This is a genomic window from Polycladomyces abyssicola, from assembly GCF_018326425.1.
Lineage (GTDB): Bacteria > Bacillota > Bacilli > Thermoactinomycetales > JIR-001 > Polycladomyces > Polycladomyces abyssicola.
In genome coordinates, this window is sequence record NZ_AP024601.1 from 971604 (window position 1) to 993313 (window position 21710).

Sequence of the window (21710 nt, forward strand, 5' to 3'; positions counted from 1 at the left end):
CGCAGGAAATGGAGCGAAGTTGGAAGATGCACATCACGGGGTGAAAATCTGAAAGGGCAACGCGTGAGAGGAGCGAGAGGATGGATCAAGAGGCAAAAGCATTTTTGCAGGAATGGGTCCCGCAATGGGAGCATGCGGATCGACGGCTGAACGAAGCCTATTGGAATGCAAGTACGACCGGTGAAAAAAAGCATGAGGAGGCACTCGCCGAAGCATTGCGGGAACGCATGCGGATGATGGCCGATCCTGAGCGGTTTGAACGATTGGCAACGTTGCGGAAAGCGGAAATCGCTGATCCGTTGCTTCGTCGACAGTTAACCCTGTTATATAACGAAATGGCCATGAACCCGAGTGATCCCCGGCAAATTGAGGAAATGGCCCGTCTCCAAACGGAAATCGAGGGGGCGTTTGTCCGGTTCCGTGCTGAGGTGGAGGGAAAAACGGTCACCGAAAATGAGATCAGGGAAATCCTTCGAACCGATAAAGATCCGTACAAACGAAAAAAGGCGTGGCGCGCCAGTAAGCAGATTGGTGTGGTGGTGGCTGACTCGATCCGCAGGTTGGCCGAACTGCGCAACGAACTGGCGGCAGAGAGAGGGTTTTGTGATTACTACCATATGTCGCTCACATTGAACGAGATTGAGGAAGAGGAACTGTTTACGGCATTGGAAGCGATTCGTTCTCGGACAGATGGTCCGTACGCCGATCTGAAAAAGGAAATGGACGCTGTATTGGCCAAGCAATATCCCAACTTGCGGCCGGAAGGATTGCGTCCCTGGCATTATACCGACCCGTTTTTTCAGGAGGCGCCGCCGGTGTTTGACGTGGATTTGGATTCACATTTCCGGGATCGGAAGCTGGAAGAGTTGGCGGTTCGAACCTTTGGCGGGATGGGATTGGACGTGGAGGATATCCTCAGACGCAGCGATTTGTACGAGCGGGACGGAAAAAGTCAACATGCGTTTTGTTTGGATATGGACCGTCGCGGAGATGTACGGGTACTGTGTAACTTGCGGCCAAACGCGAAATGGATGGAAATTCTGTTGCACGAACTGGGCCATGCCGTCTATGATGCCAACGTGGATCGGGATTTGCCCTATCTGCTCCGTCGTTATGCCCATATCGCGACGACAGAGGCGGTTGCCATGCTGATGGGGCGTCTGATTCACGACCCGGTGTGGTTGATTGAAGTGGCGGGCATTTCTGAATCCTGGGTTGCGGAGAAGGAAGCGTCACTTCGCAAACAATCCGCATTGGCCATGCTGGTGTTTATCCGCTGGTGTCTGGTGATGATCCATTTTGAACGGGATCTCTATCGTAATCCGACGGGGGATTTGGACACATTGTGGTGGGATTACGTGGAGCGTTTCCAATTTGTCCCCCGTCCGGAGGGTCGCCGCGCCCCTGACTGGGCGGCCAAGATTCATCTGGGCACCTCTCCGGTGTATTACCAGAACTATTTGTTGGGAGAGTGGATGGCATCACAATTTTTCCATGCCTTGCAATCGAGTGGGGAAGCGTCCCATCCGTTGGTCAACAACGCCCATGCGGGTTCATTTTTGAGGGAGCGTATTTTTCGCCCCGGTGCACGGTATCATTGGCAGGAACTGCTGAAGCAGGCGACCGGTGAAAGGTTGAACGTTGAACGGTTCCTGGAGCCTTTCGTAGCGGAGTCGGATGAGGCTGAGGGGAAATAGAGAGCTTGTTGGATGGCTCAAGGGTGCTTACTCAGCAATACACCTTATTCTTGATCGCGTTTATCGGTCTGAATGAACTTGTCATATCGTTGTTTCACATGTTGGAAGTGTTCGCGAATTTGCGTTTTGGACCATCCCTTCTCCATATATAACAGCAGATGGTCCACCAAGGTGGGAAACCAAGATAATCCCAATGAACGCTGTGTAAAGGCATGGGCGGCGATTTCCCTGGTCTTCCCCACATATTCTCTCCATGTGAATGGCCCCCAACGTTTAACAGGGACTTTTGGGAGCATGCGATCCGTGCGACCGATGGTGTGTATCTCCAGATGATGAAACCATTCGTGCGTGAGATGCAGTGCGACCAGATCATCTGATGAGACACGATATCCGGAGCGTTTAAAAAAATGAGCCAACTGCTGGATGGAAGGACGGTAGATGTCGATGGTCGGGGGTTTGCTCCGATATTGGGCGCGCGTTGTGATGCGAGGAGAGGCATGGTCGAGAAAGCGCACACGGATTCCGCTGGCGATCATACGATTGATCAGATGGATGAGTCGTCCATCGTAGTGATGTTTTTGGGTGGCCTGTTCACCCCATTCCATAGCTGAACTGATGTACATATGTACGTCCGCTGGGGAGAGTTGGGGGAAGTATACATCTTGTTCCAACTCCAAAAAGGCCAAAACGGGTGCAGAAAGTACAGGCCAGTGTTGTTCCATGGGTACGGAAGCGAGAGAAGTGGTCGACAAGCCGGGTGATTGGCGGATCATGGCGATTCCTCCGTCAAATGATCTGGCGTTTACTGCAACGTTATGTCAAATACGGCTTGGTTCATGCGCACAAATAAACAACCCCCTATTACAGGGGGTTGAGGGAAGAAAGAACCATAATTGTTTATCGACGAACCGCCGCAGCTGCTTGTCCACTCATTTGTTGTTCGGCCAAAGCGACCAGGCGCTTCGTAATTTCCCCTCCGACAGAACCGTTGGCGCGGGACGTCGTGTCGGGACCCAGCTGAACACCAAATTCCTGGGCGATTTCGGCTTTCATTTGGTCCAGGGCTTGACGAGCACCAGGAGCCAAAATGCGGTTGTTACGTGGCATTCTTTCCACCTCTTCGTTATGGATTAGCTTGCAAGCTCTGTCTGTAGTTTGTGATGCAAAGGTCGAATTATACCAATCCAACCGAAAAAATCCACCGAATCAGACGAGTCGGGTGACAATGTCGAAAAAGCTGTGTGAGACAGCCTTTCTCGGGTATGCTAACCCGAGAGGAGTGATGGATACCCATGTTTTTCCACGGAATTCCCTTTGTCCATCTGGTCAAGCAATTTCCTGTATTGCAAGCTACCAATGGTTCACGCAAGTCTCCTGACAAACGGCAAGATGCCCGGCGTCTGATTGAACACATCGGCTTTGAACCGGTTCATCTGTTGCGTTCTTCGCCGGAATACTCAATCAGGCGGTGTTTGGGGGAATGCTTGCAATACGGTGACACGGTGTTTGCTTTTTCCACCGTCCCATTTCCCCGCGTGCAGTTGAGTTTGCATGAATGGGGCGTTCGTTGTTTATCACTTCACGCAGCAAATTGGGCTGTCACGACGGACCGACGGGCAACCAGATGGTTTCGAGAGTACTTACCTTCCTTACCCGTTCTGTTTTGTCAAGCAGGGAAGCCCCCGTTTTTTCGCGAAAGGGGATGAAGATAAGGAAGTATGGGAGGGAGAGGAATGGACAACCAATTACCACTTGTACCAGTGGAGGAGATCGAACGGCGTTACCGACGGTTTCAACAGACGTTGGATCGGATGGAACTGGACGGCGCCCTGATCGCTCAAAATATCGATTTGTACTATCTGACGGGAACGATGCAAAACGGATTGCTTTTCGTTCCTCGGACAGGTGAGCCGTGTCTTTACGTGAAAAAAAGTGTCGCCCGTGCGAAGCGTGAATCCTCCGTGCCGGTGGAACCGATGGGACGAATTCGGGAATTGCCGCAACGGATTGCGGAGCGCTTCGGCTCGATTCGCCGTGTGGGAATGGAATTGGATGTATTGCCGTATGCACAGGCGACGTTTTACGCCAATAAATTGTTCCCGAAAGCCGAATTGACAGATATTTCGTTTCCACTTCGATTGCAGCGGGCCGTCAAATCGGATTACGAACTGAATCAATTAAAACGAGCGGCCGCTTATGTACGGGAGATCGTGGAAGCGCTTCCGGAAATGATAAAACCAGGTATGCGGGAAGTGGAGCTGGCCGCCGAAATCGAACGACGCTTACGGTTGAAGGGGAATATCAACCTGTACCGAATGCGCGCTTTCAATCAAGAGCTTGTACTGGGCATGGTCGCCTCAGGAGCGGCCGCTGCTGCTCCAACTTACTTCGACGGGCCCGCTGGCGGGATGGGCTTGACAGTTGCCAGTCCACAGGGGGCCGGTTGGAAAGAAATCCGGGTGGGCGAGCCGATTCTGGTGGATATCAGTGCGGTGATTGAAGGATACATCATCGATCAAACGCGTCTGGCAGTGATCGGCGAGCTAGACACCGATTTGGAACATGCCTACGGGATCACGCGACGGATCCTGAAGGCAACAGAGGAAAAGGGAAAACCGGGGGTATCATGGGAATCATTGTACGTGAATGCATTGAAAATGGCGGAAGAAGCCGGTTTGGCGGATCATTTTATGGGATATGGCGAAGATCAGGCCAAATTTTTGGGACACGGCGTCGGATTGGAGCTGGATGAACTCCCGGTTTTGGCACGAGGATTCGATCAACCGTTGGAAGAAGGCATGGTGATCGCGGTGGAGCCGAAGTTCACCTTTCCCGGACGGGGTGTGATCGGTATCGAAAACACGTACGTCGTGACGGCAGATGGTTTGCAGCCGTTGACGACCGCTTCCGAAGAGATCGTCCGGGTGCGGGCGTAATCCTGATGAAGTACCTGAAGGACACTTTCATGGGCGCCGTTTGATTCACTAGAATCACGCACAAGTTGCGGCAGGGGGCAAGTTGATGGAATAAGTCTCAATCTCATCTGGCCGAGTGATTCTGTTCCCTTTTCGCACACGCTCAAAAACCGCTCTTGGGAAATTGGCCACTCTCCTTTAGGGGAACGGGTCCGATCTCCCCGTCGAGTGTGAGCTTAGACAAATCAGAACCCATAGACTTTGTCAAAACCTAACCCTCGCGGACAAGCGGAGGGTTTTTTTGCACCTTTAAAAACTCACTTGACAACGGGTTCGTTTCTTACTCACAGAAAATGGCCGATCTGAATACGATAACACCGTGTCGAGGGTTTCAGGCTGAAAAATCGGATGATCGCCTATTTTAACCTCTCCCCATCACCCGCTAATAAGCCTGTTCATACAATAATCTGACTGAGTCCCGACCCTCGTGTTCTAAGAGCTCGAGCAAAGAGGGGTGGCATATTTTGACCAACCAGAAAGGGAAGCCCCTGTTGACCAACAGGGAGAGGGAAGTGTTCGAATTACTGGTCCAAGACAAGACCACCAAGGATATTGCTCAACAACTGTTTATCAGTGAAAAAACCGTCCGCAATCATATTTCGAACGTGATGCAGAAACTCAACGTAAAAGGACGGTCGCAGGCGGTTGTTGAACTTGTGCGATTAGGAGAGTTGAAAATCTGACCCTCGCCACGCGAAACCCTACGTGAATGTAGGGTTTTTTGTTTAGGGTGGAAGGGGTATATCAACTCCCAATTGTGATTCTTTCATAATAAATGAAGTATGCCCTCCATTAGGCTTACCGGTTTACCCGCATGGCTATGCGCCTTGAAGGCGGCGTCGGCGCAGATGTTTGTTATATAAGTCCGAACCGTGGAGCCGGTGCTTGGGTAAGCAATCAACTTGAGGATTACCCGGACAGTACCCGAGTAAAATTAATGTTTTGACGCCGGGGCTAGGGTTGGATTTGACCTGCCGAGGATCCGTCGATCCAATCCCGATGACCAGCCGGCTTTAGACCGGGGATATTTGATTTATGAGCTCTTAACGCTTCGTTGGTTTTGAAGCGGAAGACGGCTACAGCATCTGGTCCCCCATGATCCACTTGTTGAATTACCTTTTGAATTCTGGCTGCGTGTCGGTTACCGCAACCCGATAAGTACGCAGGTAAGTACGTGGAACCTGATCAATACAAGGATATTTCCATTACCCCTTTTAGAATTGTTCAAGAAAATTTCACGAAATTGTCAAAGATAATTCTTGAAATAGTAATCGAATCTAATGTTTAGGTTCTATCATAATAACGGAGGAGTTCATCGATATTGGGTAATGATAAATTGCCTCAATGTCATGACTTCTCAATATATGGTCGGGATGGATAACTAGTATTGCCAAATGCTAGTGATTAACCCACCATAAAACAATTTGTGTGTCCGTTTACACAAGTTGTTTTATGGTGGGTTTTATATTTAAAGGAGGATCTACCGTGAAGAAGAAAGTGAGTGTTCGAATTAATGGAGTGTTACATGAGATAGAAGAAGGTACTCGAATTCTCGACTACCTTTTGCAGCAAAAAATCGAACATCCACATATTTGCTATTCGCCTACATTAGGTCCAATTCAAACCTGTGATACGTGCATGTGTGAGATAGACGGAAAAATTATGCGGGCATGCTCTACATACGTGGAAGAAGGGATGAATATCTTAACTTCCTCAGAACGGGCAAAAGCCGCACAGATCGAAGCTATGGACCGTATTTTGGAAAACCACTTGTTGTATTGTACGGTTTGCGACAATAACAACGGCAATTGCCGAGTTCATAATACGGCGGAACTTTTGGAGATCGAGCATCAAACACGGCCGTTTCGAGAAAAAGGTTATGAAGTGGATATGTCCCATCCTTTTTATCGATACGATCCTAATCAATGTATTCTTTGTGGGCGTTGTGTGGAAGTATGTCAAGATCTGCAAGTAAATGAAACGTTGACAATTGATTGGGAGCGAGACATTCCACGAGTAATTTGGGATGACGACAAACCCATCAACGAATCTTCCTGTGTATCTTGTGGACAATGTGTGACGGTTTGTCCATGTAATGCCTTGATGGAAAAATCGATGCTAGGGGAAGCCGGTTTTATGACGGGAATAAAAAAAGATCTGCTTAATCCTATGATTGATTTTGTGAAAAAAGTAGAACCCGGCTATAGTGGAATTTTTGCAATTTCGGAAATTGAAGCGGCGATGCGGGACACTCGTACAAGAAAAACGAAAACCGTATGTACCTTCTGCGGGGTGGGTTGCTCGTTTGAAGTGTGGACCAAAGGACGTAAGATTTTGAAAATTGAACCCACAGAACAAGCGCCTGTAAATAGTATTTCAACCTGCGTTAAAGGAAAGTTTGGATGGGATTTTATCAACAGTGATCATCGCCTTACCACGCCTTTGATTAGGAGAGGAGATGAGTTTGTTTCTGCAACATGGGATGAAGCACTTAAATTGATTGCTGAAAAAATGGGTGCGATTAAGCAAACTTACGGCGGCAACGCGCTTGGATTCATAAGTTCATCTAAAACAACGAACGAAGAAGCTTATCTGATGCAAAAATTGGCACGTCAGGTGTTTGAAACGAACAATATTGACAACTGTTCGCGTTATTGTCAATCGCCTGCGACCGACGGGCTGCTTGCAACCGTTGGGTATGGCGGGGATTCCGGTACGATTAAAGACATCGCAAGCGCGGGGCTTGTCATCATTATCGGTGCAAACCCAACCGAAGGCCATCCAGTTCTGGCAACCCGAGTCAAACGCGCAAAGAAACTAAACGGTCAGAAATTAATTGTCGCGGATCTTCGAAAACATGAAATGGCAGATCGGGCTGATCTGTTCTTGCGTCCAAAACAAGGAACTGACTTCGTCTGGTTGACTGCCGTTGCCAAGTATATGATTGATCAGGGATGGCATGACGAAGAATTTATCAGAAATCGTGTGAACAATTTCGATAAATATCTCAAATTCCTTAAGAAATACACACTTAAATATGCGGAGGAAGTCACTGGTCTATCAAAAGAGCAATTAATCCAAACGGCCAAAATGATTCACGAAGCCGATGGCACATGCATCTTGTGGGGAATGGGTGTTACCCAGAATATTGCGGGTTCCCACACATCGGCAGCGATTTCCAATCTCTTGCTGGTTACGGGAAACTACGGACGTCATGGAGCCGGTGCATTCCCTCTCCGGGGACATAACAACGTACAAGGCGCTTGTGACATGGGTACGCTTCCTGAGTGGCTCCCGGGCTATCAGCATATTTCGGATGATATGGCTCGAGCTAAATTTGAAAAGGCGTATGGAGTGAAGATCTCTAATAAACCGGGACTAACGAACATTGAAATGCTGGAAGCGGTGGAGAAAGGCGAGCTCAAAGCGATGTATCTGATCGGAGAAGACATGGCCTGGGTGGATTCAAACGCGCATCATGTGCATGACACGCTCAGCAAACTTGACTTCTTTGTCGTACAGGATGTCTTCTTTACAAAAACTGCACAATTTGCGGATGTTGTCCTGCCTGCCGCTCCGTCACTTGAGAAAGATGGAACCTTTACAAACACAGAGCGACGCATTCAGCGTTTGTATCAGGCACTTGAACCCTTGGGAGAATCAAAACCTGACTGGTGGATCATCCAGCAAGTTGCAAATCATATGGGAGCGGACTGGAATTACCAGCATCCAAGTGAAATTATGGATGAAATTGCAAGTCTTTGTCCTATTTATGAGGGGGTATCGTATGAACGTCTTGAGGGTTGGAACAGTTTAATATGGCCTGTGCAAAAAGACGGTACGGATGAACCGCTTCTTTACACGGAGCGCTTTAACTTCCCAGACGGTAAAGCGCGACTTTCTCTCGCAGAATACGTTCCCCCAGTCGAATTTCCGCGGGAATTTGATTTAACAGTGAACAACGGCCGACTCTTGGAACATTTCCATGAAGGAAATATGACCAACAAGTCTAAGGGAATTCAATACAAATTACCCGATGTGTTTGTGGAAGTTTCACCTGAGCTTGCACGGGAACGCGGTGTAAAAGACGGCTCATTAGTGCGTTTGGTTTCGCCTTATGGTGCGATTAAGCTTCGTGCGGTGGTGACCGATCGAGTAAAAGGGAAGGAACTGTATGTTCCAATGCACTCGGTAAGCCATGAAAATGCGATCAACGTCTTAACGGGAAATGCTGTCGATGTTCGAACGCAAACACCTGCGTATAAGCAAATTAAGGTGCGTATGGAAGTCCTGGAAGTTGAAGGGGTTGTCCCGCTTCCGATGCACAATCCCCGCTACGCAAAACGTAACCCGCAACTGGGTGTACAAGTAGAGCGGAAATGGGCCCGAAAAGATTATGAGCCGATTGCAGACATTAATGTGGCAGGGGGAAAAGAATAATGGCAAAACCAATAACCAATATTGCCAAATCTGCTCCAACCGAAGAAGAAAAAAGAGAGAAAACGCTCGAAACTGTCATTGAAGATATAGCGCAAAATGCGGATAGCATCCGGCAAACAATTAAACTGCTCCAAGAACTCCACGATAGTGGAATTCTTGGAGCCCTTAACGCTATTATCGAAGCGAGAGAGGAGGTGGCCAAAATCCTGATGGGACAGATGGTGCGTCCTCCTGTTACAAATATGATTAACAATGCAATGGCGGTAGCCGGAGCGTTGACAGAGATTGATCCGGATATGACAAAAAAGCTGATGGGAAGTGTAACGAAAGGTCTTCAAAAAGCAGAGGAGGGACTTCGTTCAAATGAAAAGGTTGGGCTTTTCGAATTGATGAAAGCATTACGGGATCCTGACATAAACCGTGCAATAGGCTTTGGTCTTAACTTTTTGAAAGGAATCGGAGAAGGCTTGAAGGAGTAAGTAAATCAAGTTCGCCATAACGGTGGATATGGTCATCTCTTTGTAAAGTCGATACCTATTGTGGTTGTCTGTCGTGATTCTCGTACGGATGATCAGCTAGATCATGCTGAGAGACGAGAGGGATGAAATGGTATGAAAAAAATCGAACATCAATTTAGCATGTTGGTACGCGAAATACGTAAAGAATACGTCGGTAACGGTCCGAGAGAGATTACCACCCGTTTTGTAGGATCATGGGCCATTAGTGAAATGAAAGGGAATCTGACGAATGTAGAAAAATTTATGATCAGTTCGCGAGAAGGCAAGAGAATGGTGCATAAAGCGCGAACTGAATTAGTGAAGAAGATCTATAAAAATCCCGAGATCTTAGCGAAATTTGAGGAACTTGTAGGAGCAAAAATTTTGAGGATCTTTTCAGATATCAGTATCGAAGAAGATATCGCGATGACGATATTTGTTTTTGATAAGCCCCTTGATTCTAAAACGACATAACTAACGAACATTACCAGGGAAGGTAGAGAGATTCGTGAACCGACCAGTATATATTTCACGCCAAGTATTACATTATGAAAATAATCGCATAAGTGAGGTAGATGATTGGATTGTTACGGAGTATCCCATTACTATCATGTTAGACCAACAAGAGTTCGCGACATTGGTTTGCACTCCGGAATATCTGGAAGATTTAGTAATCGGATTTTTGGCATCAGAAGGTGTGATCAATAGTTACAAGGATATTAAAGACATCTTAATCGTGGATACAACCGGGCGTGCTTATGTAGATACCCATAATGTAAATAAATTTAACCAAATGTTTCACTCTAAGAGATATGTGACCTCTTGTTGCGGAAAAAGCCGTCAAAGTTTTTATTTTTACAGTGATGCCCAAACAGCGAAAAAAATCGATTCAACCGAATTTAAAATTTCGATTGAGGATTGTTTTCGATTGATGCAATTGTTGCAGCAGTCTTCAAAGATTTTTCAAAATACCGGTGGAGTTCATAATGCTGCGCTTTGTGATAAAAACGGGATTGTGGTCTCAAGAATGGATATTGGACGACACAATGCCCTTGACAAAATATACGGCTATTGTTTGAAACACTCGATTACGCTGGATGACAAAATTATGGTCTTTAGTGGTCGTATTTCTTCAGAAGTATTGCTGAAAGTGGCCAAGATTGGCTGTGGAATTGTTTTATCAAAATCAGCACCTACCGAGTTGGCATTGCAACTAGCGGAAGAACTTGGTATCACCACAGTTGGATTTATTCGCAATCAATCTTTAAATGTATATACCAAGCCGGAGCGAATAGATAATGTAATTTAACATAGATAATTACATTGACTCCTGTCTGTCAGCAGGCTTGTAGATCATGAATAAGGCAGCAGAACCCAGAACTGCAAAATAGGGCTCTGATGCCTTTTTCTAACAATACGTTAATGACGGAGGTTCGTCGATGCGTTTTCATCGTGAAGTCATCAAAGTTGAAGAAGCAAGGAAACGGATCCAGCAACATATCCAAATCGGAAAGACTGAAAGGATCTCCCTTGAACAAAGTATGGGGCGCTATTTGGCGGAAGATATTTATTCGAATCAGCCGCTTCCCCATTTTCGACGGTCGGGTATGGATGGGTATGCGATTCGCTCTATTGATACAACGGGGGCTACCAGAGAGAGTCCGGTTTGCTTCGAAGTGATTGAAACCATCCCCTGTGGAAGTGTGCCCAGACAGACGATTCAGTTAGGGCAAGCGTCTAAAATCATGACAGGTGCAGTAGTCCCAGATGGAGCCGATGCTGTGGTGATGATTGAAATGACCACATCGTTTGAAGCCGAGGGAAAAAATTGGATCACAGTGCCGCGTGAGATTAAACAGGGAACCAACATCACTCCAATTGGAGAAGAAGCGGCTGTAGGTGATCTTCTTCTGACAAAGGGGCGGCGAATCGGGGCTGGTGAAATGGCGATTTTAGCTACTTTTGGTCATGCAAGCGTAAAGGTATACCGACAACCACATGTCGCCATTTTTGCAACGGGTTCTGAGCTATTGCCAATTGACTCCCCACCTGTTCTGGGAAAGATTCGCAATAGCAACAGTTATATGCTCGCTGGTCTGGTTACTCAGGCGGGTGGAATACCCTTCATCCTGAGCAACATACCTGACGATGTGGAGCGGGTGCAAACGGAGATTTTATCCGCTATGGATGAGTATGACCTAGTAATAACAACGGGTGGTGTTTCTGTAGGCGATTACGACATTTTAGTCGATCTTTTCGCCGCGTGGGATGGAGAGATGTTGTTTAATAAAGTGGCGATGCGCCCAGGAAGTCCAACCACAGTCGGTGTGCGGAAAGGTAAATTTTTGTTTGCTCTTTCAGGAAATCCAGGGGCATGTTTTGTCGGGTTCGAACTGTTTGTCCGCCCTGTTATACAGGGGATGCAAGGGAAATCAGGAGCGCTTCCTACTTTTACAGCTACCTTGACCGAAGACTTTAACAAACCATCTCCGTTTGAGCGTTTTGTACGAGGAGTACGTTCGATTAAAGACGGACAGGTGTTTGTAAAGCCAGCAGGTGTAGAAAAATCAAGCATTACTCTGACTATCAAGGACACGGATTGTCTGATCATTATTCCTCCTGGAGGAAGAGGGAAACGAGCAGGTGAACGTGTAGAAGTTATCTCGATTCAATGAGCCGAATGATAGGGCCATGAGCCAAGTGAGATTGATGACAAACCTCTAGCTTTTCTAAAAAAGGGGCTGGAAGTTTGTCATCAATCCCGACCAGTATTGGCAAGCTGGCTCTTTTTTACTGCATCCAGTTAATTTCAGGTGTTCTTGTCGGTGAACGAGTAACACCGCGAAGAGAGATGAACTAGGCATCTGGAACCTCAATGAACCACTTGATGAATTGCCTTATGAATTTCGGCTATGTGTTGGTCATCGGTAACCCGATAAGTACGCTGGTAACTATGAAGCCAAAGAGTACGTGAAGAACGCCCAAAAAGCTGAATATAAGAGATGAAAAGAAACCAATCCAGGGAAACCTGAGCGGGTTTTCTATGTGTGACGTCTCGCAACACATCTTCAGGCTACAAATTCGCTAGTAGGTAAAGAGTCAGAAAAATATTTCTGATTTGACAATTTTCATTCGTCCTGCCTACAATTACTTTATCACTTAAAAGCATACAAGCATTAAAGTGACTGTTCTTTCGTGGTTTAGTTATTCCCCGGGTTTCACCGGCAAGCAACTTCGGTGGGAAGCCACGAAACGAAGGCGAAAAAACAACCTTTCGGTAAACAGTGATAGTGATCTCCTTCCCGATCCGATTAGACAAACCGAAAAAATCAACATAAACGGCCAAGGAGAATGAAGGCCATGAATCCAAAGATTGCATCCCGCGTTCCCAACCATCTGAAACCCTTCCTGTCCCGTCAACGGTATGAAAATTACACACCGGTGCAATATGCGGTCTGGCGTTACGTAATGAGGCAAAACTGGCATTTTTTCGAAGACCACGCACACGAAGCCTACAAAGAGGGGCTGCGGAAATCAGGGATTGTGATCGACCGGATTCCGCGTATCGAAGAAATGGATGAATGCCTCAAACCGTTTGGCTGGGGAGCCGTTCCCATCGACGGGTTGATTCCCGGAGTCGTCTTCTTTGATTTTCAGGCCCATGGTCTTCTTCCCATCGCCACGGACATCCGCACGTTGGAACATATCGCATACACGCCGGCACCGGACATCATTCACGAAGCGGGTGGACACGCCCCCATCCTTTGCGATGAGAAATATGCCGAATATGTCAAGACGTTCGGCCGAATCGGGGCAAAAGCCCTGTCAACCCGTGAAGAACACGAGGTGTTCCTGGCGACGAGACGGCTCTCCCAGCTGATGGAAGATCCCGCTTCCACACCGGAGAAAATCCGGGTAGCCGAACGGGAGCTGGAAGAAAAAATGTCGTTGGCAACCGAGGTGTCTGAAGCCACCGAGATTTCACGGCTCTATTGGTGGACGGTGGAGTACGGCCTGATCGGTGATTTGGAGCAGCCCCGCATTTACGGTGCCGGTTTGCTCTCGTCCATCAAGGAAGGTCAGGAATGCCTAGATCCCTCTGTCAAAAAGATTCCGTTCGACCTTGACACTGTGATCCGCGCCGATTACGACGTGACCCGGCCCCAGCCCCAACTGTTCGTCTGCCGCGATTTTGACCAATTGATCGAAGCGGTGGAACGATATGCCGACCGGATGGCGTTTCGGACCGGCGGAACAGATGGGCTCAGGAAAGCCGTCCGCTCCGGGCAAACAGCCACGGCGGTGTACAGCTCCGGCCTACAGGTGAGCGGCGTGTTCGATCGCCTGCTTTCGGATGAACAAGGTAAAGCCATTTATCTGCACGCTGCCGGTCCCACAGCACTGGCCTTTGCTGGTGAGGAATTGCCCGGACACGGAAAGGATGTACACCGTGACGGATTCGGCTCGCCGATCGGCAAGTTGAAACACCACTTCAAACCGCTTGAAGACTGGACACCAGAAGACTTTAACAAACACGGCATTGTGCCGGAGCACGAGGTTCACCTGGAATTTGAAAGCGGCGTGACCGTGCGCGGCATTCTCAAAAACGTGACATTCAAGAATGCTCGTCCGCTTCTTCTCCGCTTCGTCGGTTGTACGGTTTTGTTTCAAAACGAGCCGCTTTTCCTGCCTGAACAGGGCATTTACGACATGGCGGTGGGTGAACGAGTAGTGTCCGTTTTTGCCGGTGCGGCCGACCCGGAGCGCTTTTTTGCCGATGCTGCTCCCTTCTTTGAAGATAAACTGGTTTCCGCCCCTGGTTGGACGGAGCTGGACCGACTCTATCAATGGGTGCGGGACATGAGGGAACATAGAAAACCGTTCACATCTGCACCGCAAATTCTGGAGGAACTGAACAGAATCGCGCCAGATGACTGGCTATTACGCTTGGAACTTCTGGAACTGGCGGCGGCCCACCCTGCTCCGGAGCTGATCCGTCTACGTCCGCGGCTGGAAGCGGAATTAAAGGAGCTAGAACAAAGCAAGCCGCAACTCCAAAGCCTGATCCGAAACGGACTCCGGCTGCTGGAATTGGATTGAACGGTTATACTTGAGGATTTGCTGTATTTTCACGGCAAACAAGGAAATTGAACAGGGCGGGACATCCAAAAACACCTCAATACCTGCTCCTGCATCAGAAGCAGACCTTCTTTCACACATGTGGATGGCGGCTATACTGATTCTGGTATCAATGTTCCAACCCTCGCCTAGCTAATCGGTCATCAGCCAAGGATAGGCAATGCACATGAGACGGTCCTATCCGAACATCAAAAGGGCCATTCCGAATCGTGCAAATTGGTTGACAATCCTATTAAACAAGCGGTATACTGCGGGGCATAATTACCTGTTTTTCCACGAAGGATGAGGAGGAATCGAGATGAGCGGAGTCGAGATTGAAAAAGGGTATTTTGGCCAGTTTGGGGGAAGTTTTGTCTTTCCGGAGCTGCAAGAAGTACTTGACTACTTAGCGGAGCAGTTTGAAAGGTACAAAGACGATCCCGAGTTCAAACAGGAATACCTCTACTATTTACGGGAGTACGTTGGCCGGGAAAACCCCCTCACGTACGCGCGAAACCTGACGGAGTATTTAAACGGAGCCAAAATCTATCTGAAACGCGAAGATCTGAATCACACAGGAGCGCATAAAATCAACAACGTCATCGGGCAAATCCTGCTTGCTAAGCGGATGGGGGCCAAGCGGGTTATCGCCGAGACTGGCGCCGGCCAACACGGGGTGGCTACTGCAACCGCCTGTGCCATGTTCAATATGGACTGCACGATCTACATGGGCGCGGAAGACACGAGGAGACAGGCGTTGAACGTGTTTCGTATGGAACTCTTGGGCGCCAAGGTCGTACCTGTATCAAAAGGGCAGGGAAGACTGAAGGATGCGGTGGATGAAGCACTCGCCGATTTGGTCTCCAACTACAAGAACACCTTCTACTTGCTAGGGTCCGCCGTAGGACCGCACCCTTTCCCGTCCATGGTAAAACACTTCCAGGCCGTCATCAGTGAGGAATCGAAGCGCCAGATTCTGGAGAAGGAGGGTAGGCTGCCCGACGCCGTGATCGCCTGCGTCGGCGGCGGAAGCAACGCCATCGGAGCGTTTACGCACTATTTGGAGGACGAAGAAGTACGGCTGATCGGTGTCGAGCCGGATCAGGCGGCCACTCTGACAGAGGGCGTGCCCGCCGTTATCCACGGATTCAAAAGTCTCGTGCTGTTGGACGAACAGGGAAAACCTCGTCCAACGTACTCCATCGCCGCGGGATTGGATTATCCCGGCATCGGCCCGGAGCACAGCTACCTGAAGGAGACAGGACGCGCTGAATATTTTACCGTGACCAACGAAGAAGTGCTGGAGGCGTTCCAGCTGTTGGCCAAAACGGAAGGCATTTTGCCGGCCCTGGAGAGCGCTCACGCTATTGCCTACGCGATAAAACTGGCACCCACGATGAAGAAGGACCAGATCATCATCGTGAACCTCTCCGGAAGAGGGGACAAGGACGTGGAACAAGTGTTTCACATGTTGAAAAAATAAGGCTCGTTGGGAGGAACTTAAACCAAGGATATGGAACAGGTCACTTAAATGCATACATTTCGGGGGGACATAGACAGATATATAACGGATCTCAGATTCCCATAGTCGGGCATCTTTATTGGAATTACGGCAAGTTTTAGATATAGCTTTGGGATATGTGAATGTGGTACCAAGCAATGCCGCCAATCCTCCCACAGTTTTAATGGTGGGAGGATTGGCGGCTATTTCTGTAAGTACAAATGTAAACCTATGTAGTTTACAAAACGAAATGTGAGCAAACAGCATTAAGTTGGATTCCTAAAGTAAACAAAGGCATTCGCAAGGAATCCTAATTAAAGTCTTCCTTTGATCTTAATTTTACTCGTTTGGAAAGGTTCTCGACTACAATTTCTCATCCGAAACTTGAGTTTGTTGTTTTTGCAGTTCCTCGTTGATTACTTTTTCTAAGGTTTCTTGGCTGTACAATCCCTGCAAAACTCGTTCACCAATGATAAAGGTAGGAACAGCTGTAATATGTGCTTCATGGTAGGCATGTTCCAGTGCTTTCTGATGGGCTTCCTTATATTTTCTCGTCTCAAGTGCCTTCTTAAATTCCTCTTTATTAAGACCAATTTCACCCGCAAGTTTCGTTAAAACATCAATGTCTCCAATGTCTTGCTCTTCTTGAAAGAATGCCGTGAAGATCCGATGATTGTATTCATTTGCCTTTTTGTGTTCTTTGGCATATTGGTATCCCTCAAATGCTAAGTGTGTATACGGTTGTGGGGAAACTTTCGGTAAAGTGATTTTGACTCCCATACGTTCCGCTATTGGATAAACGGAACGAGCCCATACCGTTTGTAAATATTCCCCTTCCGGTTTCAATGTTGGAGTCGGATAAGGGCGAAGCTCAAACGGCATCCATTCGATTTCAACGTCTTTTTCTTTTGCAGCTGCTTCTAATGGACCTTCCGCTAAAAAACAAAACGGACATACATAATCAGAATATACTCGGATTTTTAGCGTCATGCTGCATTCCTCCCCTACACTATTCATTGATCCGTACTGTTGTGACGGCACATTCCACGCCTAGCACAATAAGATGTTCGCTAAATGCCATAAGCGGACATCATAATTTAAGGTAAGGCATAAGCCTACAGTCTCACCGGTTCCGAAGAACCGGTTTCATTTTTGGTCTTATTCTCTCCAAGACTGCGGATGATCTTCACTGACCATATCGAGATCCGCGGCTTGGGCATTGGAGATGACCTGCTCCACATTTTTACACCCCGGAATCACGCAGGTTACCGCCGGATGCTGGGTCAATTCTAAGCCCGATTTTTTTATGCATTTTTAGCTTCGTGCCAGTATGGTTGGGGTGGAAAGCGAGCTCGGACGTGGGAGGGCTTCAGCCCTCTCGCAAGTCCGACAACTTTCCGTATCTCTCAAGTACCATTTTCATTCCTTATTAAGCAGATGGTACAGATTACGGACCAGGATTTGGCAGGAGAATACAAAGTCTTCGTCAAGTTGTTTATTTTGTTATGGAGCTATCCATCTCTCTCATTCTCTTTTGATGCCGTCGTCCCCACTGGGACATTACATCTAGAACCTCCCTTATACTTTGACCATACTCAGTTAAAGAGTATTCTACTTTGGGAGGGACTTGGGTATAAACTTTACGATGAATGATGCCGTCTTTTTCTAACTCCCGCAATTGCTGTGTCAACATTTTTTGTGTAATCTCGGGCATCTCACGTTTCAATTCTCCAAATCGCTTAACCCCTTCTGTCAGATGACAGAGGATCAAGGGTTTCCATTTTCCTCCAATCACCTTGAGTGTTGTTTCCACCGCACTTTTGAATTCCAGATCTCCCATGGTATCATTAACTCCTCCATCGTATATTTGAGGATACTTAGTTACAAAAAAGTACGTACTTGTTAATAAACACTATATACCTAATAATTACTGTATCATCCATTATAACTTGTTACTTTAACAGAAGAAAAGCATATCATTCAACGTTTTTGGCCATCCATAAAAGATGGGAATTAGGCATCCAACAAAAGGAGGAGCCATATGAAACTGAGAGTGTCAGCTGTCCAATATCATCTTCATACGATCCGATCATTTGAAGATTTCGCCAAGCAATCGGAGCATTATATTAAAACAGCTGAGGAATTTGGCGCCGAGTTTATATTATTTCCTGAGTTTTTTACGACTCAATTGATGTCGATAGGTGACAAACAAGGAAATGCCTTAACCATCAATCATTTACCCGATTTTACAGAGCAGTATCGGGATTTGTTTTCATCCTTGGCGAAGCAAACGAATATGCACATTATCGGAGGAACCCATGTTATCCGCAAAGGAGACGGGTTATATAACGTCGCTCATTTGTTCTATCCGGATGGGAGGATCGCGGAACAACCAAAGCTTCATATCACGCCAACGGAAGTAAAGGAATGGAAAATGACTCCTGGAGAAAACCTCCAGGTGTTCGAGACCGAGAAGGGAACAATCGCCATATTAACCTGCTATGACATCGAATTTCCAGAAATCGTTCGAATGGCCAAAGCCAGGGGAGCCGATGTGATTTTCTGCCCTTCTTGTACCGATGATCGTCATGGATTCCATCGTGTCCGTTATTCCTGTCATGCGAGAGCGGTAGAAAACCAAGTCTATGTCGTAACCACGGGTACAGTAGGTTCTCTTCCCACGGTTGACTTTATGCGGGCGAATTTTGGACAAGCGGCGGTCATTACACCAAACGATATTCCGTTCCCTCCCCGGGGCATCTTGGCAGAAGGGGAAATCAATGATGATATGATTGTGACCGCTGATCTCGATTTGGAATTGTTATATCAGGTTCGTGAAAGTGGTTCGGTCACCACGTGGCGTGATCGGCGTACGGATCTCTATCCGGATTGGAAATAAGGAGGGACTTCGCTTCTACAAGGAGGGAGAAGGATGTATCGAAAAGAGTTTTACGTATTTGACCAGGATCGTCCTGTCCCGGCGGTCATCCGAAACTATGAAGAAAAGGACTTTCCTGGTTTGATTCAAATTCAACAAGAAAGTTTTCCCCCCCCATTCCCGTCTGAGTTATGGTGGAACACAGATCAGCTGAAAAACCATGTTACGCTATTTCCGGAGGGAGCCCTATGTATAGAGGTGAATGGTGAAATCGCGGGATCGATGACGGGGGTGATTGTGGACTTTGACCCCAACCATCCGGACCATACATGGGAAGAGATCACCGATAATGGGTATATTCGTAACCATAATCCAAACGGGAATACGCTCTATGTCGTTGATATTTGCGTGCGCCCTTCCTATCGCCAATTAGGGTTGGGAAAATGGCTGATGTTCTCTATGTATGACGTCGTGGTTCACAAGGGGTTGGAACGGTTGTTAGGCGGAGGGAGAATGCCTGGCTATCATAAAAAAGCGGATGAGATGACGGCGGAACAATACCTCGAGGCAGTAGTAAAAGGGGAATTGAAGGACCCTGTTATAACTTTCCTGCTTCGCTGTGGCCGTACCCCTGTGAAAGTGGTGGCGAACTATTTAGAGGATGAAGAATCGTGTAATTATGCAACACTGATGGAATGGAAAAATCCTTTCTATGCATCAAAATCTACATAAGATCGTTTTATCACTGGATTTTTGAAGTACGCTAACGAGACTAGCGCGGGCGCAAAAACGAAGGAAGCCGGGGTGAAATGCGTTTCTACTTTCTCAGAGCGAAAGGGGTGGTACCTATGTCGGTAATCGGTACTGCTGCGGAAACCAGTCGGATTGACGCGTTTCTGCTCCGTGCACTCTACCTCGGTCCCAAATCCTACTGGGAGCTGATGCGGGCAGGCAAAGCCCAGACCCACCAGGTGCTGAAGGCCCTGCAATCGCTCCTGGAGAGCGATCTGGTGGCTTACGACGGTGACCGCTTCGTGATCACCGAGGCGGGGCGTCGGCAGGTGGAGGATCTGAGACTGGAACGGGTTGCCGAACAACGTTGTGAAACCTGCTCGGGACGCGGCATCGTTTTGCGGCCGCCTTTCGACCGTGTCCTTGCGGATTTCCAGGATATCGTGGCCATTCGGCCCAAGGCGACGCCCGAATTTGACCAGGGGTACGTGACGCCCGAGACCACCGTGAGACGGCTGGCCCTGATGGCCCAGCAGGGCGATCTGGCGGGTCGTGAAATTCTGCTGCTGGGCGACGACGACCTCATGGGCATTGCGGCCGCGCTCTCGGGGCTGCCGCGACGCATCTGTGTCTTGGATGTGGATGAGCGCATCGTCGGTTTTATCCGCGACGTGGCGCAGGATCGTGGATGGGATCACGTCCACGCCGAAGTCTACGACGCGCGGGATAGGCTGCCGTCCCACCTCCGTGGACAGTTTGATGTGTTCTTCACGGACCCCGTCGATACCGTCAAGGGCCTCCTGCTATTCCTGAGCCGCTGCACAGAGGGGCTGCGTGGGTCCGGTGCCGCGGGCTACTTTGGCCTCTCATACCTGGAGGCCTCTTGGCGGAAATGGCGGCAGATCCAGCGGGGCATTCTCGACATGGGCTTTGCCATCACTGACATGCTGGGCGCCTTCAACGACTACCTGTTGGAGGACGTTGTGGCCTTGGACTGGGCACGGGTGGCACCGGTGCCGGTCAAGGAGCCCGATATCCCCTTCTACGTCAGCACTGTCTACCGCCTGGAGCTGGTTGAGGAGCCTCGACCCCTCTTCTTCGATCGGGAGGAGCTTGGGCAGGAGCTCTACTACGACGAAGAGTTCTGCGGCACTCTGCAAGAATAGCCCTTAAAGGCTGTTGTGAGTTCCCAATTGATATAAAGTAGAGCAGGCACCAATAGGTGGCTGCTCAATTGATATTTCTGTCTGGAAAAAAGTCCTCAAATAATGAGCAGCTGAAGCTATGAAGCAATTCCTGGGAGATTTGTTGGATGCTGCTGATTGGTGGGCCACTATCGTAATTTGGGGGGATCATCGTTGTTGATCCCATCGTACCATGCGATCCTATTCCAGTCATACCTTTCGACGTGAGCCATACAGAGACGGGAAAACGGGGCCGCGAAGACTTTGTCATCCAAACTGAAGCCGGAAGTCTCAATCTCCCGGCTTTTCTTATTCCGTTTTTGTTGCACGCACAATCTCCGCCTTGATCTCTTTGAAATTCCTTCCGGTAATGGTGTCATTCATTTTAAAATCCGTCTCGTGAGTGATCACCACTTGGGAAGATCCGAACTGTTTCTTCTCGATCATCGGTTGGCTGTTCGGTTTTTTCACCACGGCTCTGACATACCAGGGGGTAAAGGCCCAAGCGGATGGTGTCTGCAGGAGACCGAAAGCGATCAAAACGACGATGATTCCCGCACTTTTTCGTGTGAGATGTTTCATATCATACAACAAGGCCTCCTCCATTCCAAATGCTCATATCTTTTCCATTTAAAATCAATATTATTAGAAAAATAAATAATTGTAAATATTAAATAAAAAATTATCG

The 21710-nt window shown here is 48.1% G+C and carries 19 protein-coding genes and 1 pseudogene; 14 read left to right on the top strand and 6 right to left on the bottom strand.

Going from position 1 to position 21710, the window contains the following annotated elements; all coding sequences use genetic code 11:
• The first annotated feature begins 80 nt into the window (after positions 1–80).
• Positions 81–1697 carry a M2 family metallopeptidase gene (locus KI215_RS04905; RefSeq protein WP_212774451.1) on the top strand — a complete coding sequence of 539 codons (1617 nt, stop codon included), beginning with the start codon at positions 81–83 and terminating at the stop codon, positions 1695–1697.
• 44 nt (positions 1698–1741) lie between these two features.
• Here the strand turns inward: KI215_RS04905 and KI215_RS04910 are convergent, their stop codons facing one another.
• Together KI215_RS04910 and KI215_RS04915 are read right to left on the bottom strand one after the other, a co-directional pair.
• Positions 1742–2470 (bottom strand): hypothetical protein, encoded by a 729-nt coding sequence (locus KI215_RS04910; RefSeq protein ID WP_212774452.1) that lies wholly within the window; start codon positions 2468–2470, stop codon positions 1742–1744.
• 124 nt (positions 2471–2594) lie between these two features.
• On the bottom strand, positions 2595–2804 hold the full coding sequence (locus KI215_RS04915) for an alpha/beta-type small acid-soluble spore protein (protein ID WP_205493826.1): 210 nt from the start codon (positions 2802–2804) through the stop codon (positions 2595–2597).
• A gap of 185 nt (positions 2805–2989) precedes the next feature.
• On the opposite strand from KI215_RS04915, the gene KI215_RS04920 reads away from it, so the two are divergent.
• The 10 genes from KI215_RS04920 to trpB all read left to right on the top strand — a co-directional run bounded on the left by KI215_RS04920 (position 2990) and on the right by trpB (position 16210).
• Positions 2990–3403 carry a hypothetical protein gene (locus KI215_RS04920; protein WP_212774453.1) on the top strand — a complete coding sequence of 138 codons (414 nt, stop codon included), beginning with the start codon at positions 2990–2992 and terminating at the stop codon, positions 3401–3403.
• A gap of 27 nt (positions 3404–3430) precedes the next feature.
• Positions 3431–4633, top strand: a complete 1203-nt coding sequence (locus tag KI215_RS04925) for a M24 family metallopeptidase (protein ID WP_212774454.1) — start codon at positions 3431–3433, stop codon at positions 4631–4633.
• A 500-nt stretch (positions 4634–5133) separates the two neighbouring features.
• Positions 5134–5355: a helix-turn-helix domain-containing protein gene (locus tag KI215_RS04930; RefSeq protein WP_212775069.1), complete on the top strand. Its 222-nt coding sequence runs from the start codon at positions 5134–5136 to the stop codon at positions 5353–5355.
• 802 nt (positions 5356–6157) lie between these two features.
• Complete coding sequence (gene fdhF, locus KI215_RS04935) at positions 6158–9112, top strand: formate dehydrogenase subunit alpha (RefSeq protein ID WP_420830169.1); 2955 nt, start codon at positions 6158–6160, stop codon at positions 9110–9112.
• On the top strand, positions 9112–9591 hold the full coding sequence (locus tag KI215_RS04940; protein WP_212774456.1) for a helical membrane plugin domain-containing protein: 480 nt from the start codon (positions 9112–9114) through the stop codon (positions 9589–9591). The genes fdhF and KI215_RS04940 overlap by 1 nt, the downstream gene beginning before the upstream one ends.
• A 132-nt stretch (positions 9592–9723) precedes the next feature.
• Positions 9724–10083, top strand: a complete 360-nt coding sequence (locus tag KI215_RS04945; protein ID WP_212774457.1) for a Na-translocating system protein MpsC family protein — start codon at positions 9724–9726, stop codon at positions 10081–10083.
• 34 nt (positions 10084–10117) lie between these two features.
• Positions 10118–10918: a formate dehydrogenase accessory sulfurtransferase FdhD gene (fdhD, locus tag KI215_RS04950; protein ID WP_212774458.1), complete on the top strand. Its 801-nt coding sequence runs from the start codon at positions 10118–10120 to the stop codon at positions 10916–10918.
• 130 nt (positions 10919–11048) lie between these two features.
• A complete protein-coding gene (locus KI215_RS04955) occupies positions 11049–12284 on the top strand; it encodes a molybdopterin molybdotransferase MoeA (RefSeq protein ID WP_212774459.1) in 1236 nt (411 codons plus the stop codon).
• A gap of 685 nt (positions 12285–12969) precedes the next feature.
• The gene (locus KI215_RS04960) at positions 12970–14709 is read left to right on the top strand and encodes an aromatic amino acid hydroxylase (RefSeq protein WP_212774460.1); all 1740 of its coding nucleotides are present in this window, start codon (positions 12970–12972) and stop codon (positions 14707–14709) included.
• 337 nt (positions 14710–15046) lie between these two features.
• Positions 15047–16210, top strand: a complete 1164-nt coding sequence (gene trpB, locus KI215_RS04965) for a tryptophan synthase subunit beta (protein WP_212774461.1) — start codon at positions 15047–15049, stop codon at positions 16208–16210.
• A 381-nt stretch (positions 16211–16591) separates the two neighbouring features.
• Here trpB and KI215_RS04970 read toward each other — a convergent pair whose 3' ends face one another.
• The 3 genes and pseudogenes from KI215_RS04970 to KI215_RS04975 all read right to left on the bottom strand — a co-directional run bounded on the left by KI215_RS04970 (position 16592) and on the right by KI215_RS04975 (position 18068).
• On the bottom strand, positions 16592–17218 hold the full coding sequence (locus KI215_RS04970; RefSeq protein ID WP_212774462.1) for a DsbA family oxidoreductase: 627 nt from the start codon (positions 17216–17218) through the stop codon (positions 16592–16594).
• Between the two features lie 168 nt (positions 17219–17386).
• Positions 17387–17509 (bottom strand): annotated as a pseudogene (locus KI215_RS15860) (aldo/keto reductase); the annotation flags it as partial.
• Positions 17510–17723: 214 nt separating this feature from the next.
• Positions 17724–18068 (bottom strand): winged helix-turn-helix transcriptional regulator, encoded by a 345-nt coding sequence (locus KI215_RS04975; protein ID WP_212774463.1) that lies wholly within the window; start codon positions 18066–18068, stop codon positions 17724–17726.
• A gap of 201 nt (positions 18069–18269) precedes the next feature.
• Between KI215_RS04975 and KI215_RS04980 the strand changes: the two genes are divergently transcribed.
• From KI215_RS04980 to KI215_RS04990, 3 genes are all read left to right on the top strand, one after another.
• Positions 18270–19127, top strand: a complete 858-nt coding sequence (locus KI215_RS04980; RefSeq protein ID WP_212774464.1) for a carbon-nitrogen hydrolase family protein — start codon at positions 18270–18272, stop codon at positions 19125–19127.
• A gap of 33 nt (positions 19128–19160) precedes the next feature.
• Positions 19161–19838, top strand: coding sequence for a GNAT family N-acetyltransferase (locus KI215_RS04985; protein WP_212774465.1), 678 nt, complete (start codon positions 19161–19163; stop codon positions 19836–19838).
• A 116-nt stretch (positions 19839–19954) separates the two neighbouring features.
• A complete protein-coding gene (locus tag KI215_RS04990; protein WP_212774466.1) occupies positions 19955–21004 on the top strand; it encodes a bis-aminopropyl spermidine synthase family protein in 1050 nt (349 codons plus the stop codon).
• Positions 21005–21331: 327 nt separating this feature from the next.
• Here KI215_RS04990 and KI215_RS04995 read toward each other — a convergent pair whose 3' ends face one another.
• The gene (locus KI215_RS04995; protein WP_212774467.1) at positions 21332–21604 is read right to left on the bottom strand and encodes a DUF485 domain-containing protein; all 273 of its coding nucleotides are present in this window, start codon (positions 21602–21604) and stop codon (positions 21332–21334) included.
• Between the last annotated feature and the right edge of the window lie 106 nt (positions 21605–21710).

Coding starts and splice junctions, on each gene's coding strand:
- KI215_RS04980 (WP_212774464.1), top strand. CDS start 18,270: ATGAAACTGAGAGTGTCAGCTGTCCAATATCATCTTCATACGATCCGA.
- KI215_RS04955 (WP_212774459.1), top strand. CDS start 11,049: ATGCGTTTTCATCGTGAAGTCATCAAAGTTGAAGAAGCAAGGAAACGG.
- KI215_RS04905 (WP_212774451.1), top strand. CDS start 81: ATGGATCAAGAGGCAAAAGCATTTTTGCAGGAATGGGTCCCGCAATGG.
- KI215_RS04975 (WP_212774463.1), bottom strand. CDS start 18,068: ATGGGAGATCTGGAATTCAAAAGTGCGGTGGAAACAACACTCAAGGTG.
- KI215_RS04960 (WP_212774460.1), top strand. CDS start 12,970: ATGAATCCAAAGATTGCATCCCGCGTTCCCAACCATCTGAAACCCTTC.
- KI215_RS04925 (WP_212774454.1), top strand. CDS start 3,431: ATGGACAACCAATTACCACTTGTACCAGTGGAGGAGATCGAACGGCGT.
- KI215_RS04915 (WP_205493826.1), bottom strand. CDS start 2,804: ATGCCACGTAACAACCGCATTTTGGCTCCTGGTGCTCGTCAAGCCCTG.
- KI215_RS04985 (WP_212774465.1), top strand. CDS start 19,161: ATGTATCGAAAAGAGTTTTACGTATTTGACCAGGATCGTCCTGTCCCG.
- KI215_RS04910 (WP_212774452.1), bottom strand. CDS start 2,470: ATGATCCGCCAATCACCCGGCTTGTCGACCACTTCTCTCGCTTCCGTA.
- KI215_RS04945 (WP_212774457.1), top strand. CDS start 9,724: ATGAAAAAAATCGAACATCAATTTAGCATGTTGGTACGCGAAATACGT.
- KI215_RS04940 (WP_212774456.1), top strand. CDS start 9,112: ATGGCAAAACCAATAACCAATATTGCCAAATCTGCTCCAACCGAAGAA.
- KI215_RS04970 (WP_212774462.1), bottom strand. CDS start 17,218: ATGACGCTAAAAATCCGAGTATATTCTGATTATGTATGTCCGTTTTGT.
- KI215_RS04995 (WP_212774467.1), bottom strand. CDS start 21,604: ATGAAACATCTCACACGAAAAAGTGCGGGAATCATCGTCGTTTTGATC.
- trpB (WP_212774461.1), top strand. CDS start 15,047: ATGAGCGGAGTCGAGATTGAAAAAGGGTATTTTGGCCAGTTTGGGGGA.
- KI215_RS04920 (WP_212774453.1), top strand. CDS start 2,990: ATGTTTTTCCACGGAATTCCCTTTGTCCATCTGGTCAAGCAATTTCCT.
- KI215_RS04990 (WP_212774466.1), top strand. CDS start 19,955: ATGTCGGTAATCGGTACTGCTGCGGAAACCAGTCGGATTGACGCGTTT.